The following is a 2,979-nucleotide window of genomic DNA, read 5'->3' as shown; positions in this document are numbered from 1 at the left end:
TTCTCAATAATAGCCTGACGATGACCTACTTTCACACGGGAACCCGCACTATCATCGGCGCAAAGTCGTTTCACTGTCCTGTTCGGGATGGGAAGGAGTGGGACCAACTCGCTATGGTCGTCAGGCATAACTTGTTGCCTGGCTGAACGGACTGTTCAGCCAGACGAATTCATAGAGTCTGTAATCAGCTTTTTTGATTGCTGCCAACGTCATGATATTAGTCATGAGGGCATAAGACATTTGCACGAACCGTCTTTTCAGACACGTGGTTTCGTCAAAGTTATAGGGTCAAGCCTCACGGGCAATTAGTATCGGTTAGCTTAACGCATTGCTGCGCTTCCACACCCGACCTATCAACGTCGTGGTCTTCAACGACCCTTTAGGGGGCTCAAGGCCCCGGCAGATCTAATCTTGGAACGAGTTTCCCGCTTAGATGCTTTCAGCGGTTATCTCTTCCGCACTTAGCTACCCGGCAATGCCACTGGCGTGACAACCGGTACACCAGAGGTGCGTCCACTCCGGTCCTCTCGTACTAGGAGCAGGCTTCCTCAAATCTGCAGCGCCCACGGAAGATAGGGACCAAACTGTCTCACGACGTTTTAAACCCAGCTCACGTACCTCTTTAAATGGCGAACAGCCATACCCTTGGGACCGGCTACAGCCCCAGGATGAGATGAGCCGACATCGAGGTGCCAAACACCGCCGTCGATATGAACTCTTGGGCGGTATCAGCCTGTTATCCCCAGAGTACCTTTTATCCGTTGAGCGATGGCCCTTCCATACAGAACCACCGGATCACTATGTCCTGCTTTCGCATCTGCTCGACTTGTCAGTCTCGCAGTTAAGCACGCTTATGCCATTGCACTATTAGCACGATGTCCGACCGTACCTAGCGTACCTTCGAACTCCTCCGTTACACTTTGGGAGGAGACCGCCCCAGTCAAACTGCCTACCATGCACTGTCCCCGATCCAGATAATGGACCTAGGTTAGAACCTCAAACACACCAGGGTGGTATTTCAACGTTGGCTCCACAAGATCTAGCGACCCTGCTTCAAAGCCTCCCACCTATCCTACACAGATCTGTTCAAAATTCAATACAAAGCTACAGTAAAGGTTCATGGGGTCTTTCCGTCTTTCCGCGGGGAGATTGCATCATCACAAACATTTCAACTTCGCTGAGTCTCAGGAGGAGACAGTGTGGCCATCGTTACGCCATTCGTGCAGGTCGGAACTTACCCGACAAGGAATTTCGCTACCTTAGGACCGTTATAGTTACGGCCGCCGTTTACTGGGACTTCGATCAAGAGCTTGCACCCCATCAATTAATCTTCCAGCACCGGGCAGGCGTCACACCCTATACGTCCACTTTCGTGTTTGCAGAGTGCTGTGTTTTTAATAAACAGTCGCAGCCACCTATTTTTTGCAACCCATTCGTGCTCAGATGTTCTCATCACACTACTAGGGCACACCTTCTTCCGAAGTTACGGTGTCAATTTGCCGAGTTCCTTCTCCTGAGTTCTCTCAAGCGCCTTAGAATACTCATCTCGCGCACCAGTGTCGGTTTGCGGTACGGTCAATTACAAGCTGAAGCTTAGTGGCTTTTCCTGGGACCTCGTTCAGTTACTTCGCGAGCAAGCTCGCTCGATCGGCAGCCTCGGTATATGACGGGCGGATTTGCCTACCCATCGCCTACATCTGCCTAAACCGGGACATCCAACACCCGGATAACCTATTAAGATCCGTCCCCACATCGCACTTGTAATCGGTACAGGAATATTGACCTGTTTCCCATCAGCTACGCATCTCTGCCTCGCCTTAGGGGCCGACTCACCCTACGCCGATGAACGTTGCGTAGGAAACCTTGCGCTTACGGCGAGGGGGCTTTTCACCCCCTTTAACGCTACTCATGTCAGCATTCGCACTTCTGATACCTCCAGCAGCCTTTACAAGCCACCTTCACAGGCTTACAGAACGCTCTCCTACCACTTGCAATAAATTGCAAATCCGCAGCTTCGGTAACTGGCTTAGCCCCGTTACATCTTCCGCGCAGGACGACTCGATCAGTGAGCTATTACGCTTTCTTTAAATGATGGCTGCTTCTAAGCCAACATCCTGACTGTTTTAGCCTTCCCACTTCGTTTCCCACTTAGCCAATTTTAGGGACCTTAGCTGGCGGTCTGGGTTGTTTCCCTCTTGAGTCCGGACGTTAGCACCCGGTGCTCTGTCTCCCAAGCTGTACTCTGCGGTATTCGGAGTTTGCCTTGGTTTGGTAAGTCGCCATGACCCCCTAGCCAAAACAGTGCTCTACCCCCGCAGGTAATACTTGAGGCACTACCTAAATAGTTTTCGGAGAGAACCAGCTATTTCCAAGTTTGTTTAGCCTTTCACCCCTATCCACAGCTCATCCGCTGGTTTTGCAACACCAGTCGGTTCGGACCTCCAGTACCTGTTACGGCACCTTCATCCTGGCCATGGATAGATCACTTGGTTTCGGGTCTACACCCAGCGACTGAATCGCCCTATTCGGACTCGGTTTCCCTACGCCTTCCCTACTCGGTTAAGCTTGCCACTGAATGTAAGTCGCTGACCCATTATACAAAAGGTACGCAGTCACCCTTTCGGGCTCCTACTTTTTGTAAGCATGCGGTTTCAGGATCTATTTCACTCCCCTCCCGGGGTTCTTTTCGCCTTTCCCTCACGGTACTTGTTCACTATCGGTCGATGATGAGTATTTAGCCTTGGAGGATGGTCCCCCCATATTCAGACAGGATTACACGTGTCCCGCCCTACTTTTCGTCAGCTCAGTACCACACAGGTCTTTTCACGTACGGGGCTATCACCCGCTATGGCCGCCCTTTCCAGAGCGTTCCGTTAAGTCTTGTGCTATCACTAACAGGCTCTTCCGATTTCGCTCGCCACTACTTTCGGAATCTCGGTTGATGTCTTTTCCTCGAGCTACTGAGATGTTTCAGTTCAC

Annotated in this window: 2 rRNA genes (1 of these 2 running past the window's edge); both read right to left on the bottom strand. The window is 51.3% G+C overall.

Features of this window, described 5'->3' with window-relative positions:
• Window positions 1–12: 12 nt before the first annotated feature.
• Window positions 13–125 (bottom strand): 5S ribosomal RNA (gene rrf / locus HPS01S_RS21245).
• A gap of 159 nt (window positions 126–284) precedes the next feature.
• Window positions 285–2,979 (bottom strand): 23S ribosomal RNA (locus HPS01S_RS21240); it runs 182 nt beyond the window's last position.

It is taken from the genome of Hydrogenophaga pseudoflava NBRC 102511 (assembly GCF_001592285.1).
GTDB lineage: Bacteria > Pseudomonadota > Gammaproteobacteria > Burkholderiales > Burkholderiaceae_C > Hydrogenophaga > Hydrogenophaga pseudoflava.
This window is presented reverse-complemented; position numbering and strand designations above follow the sequence as displayed.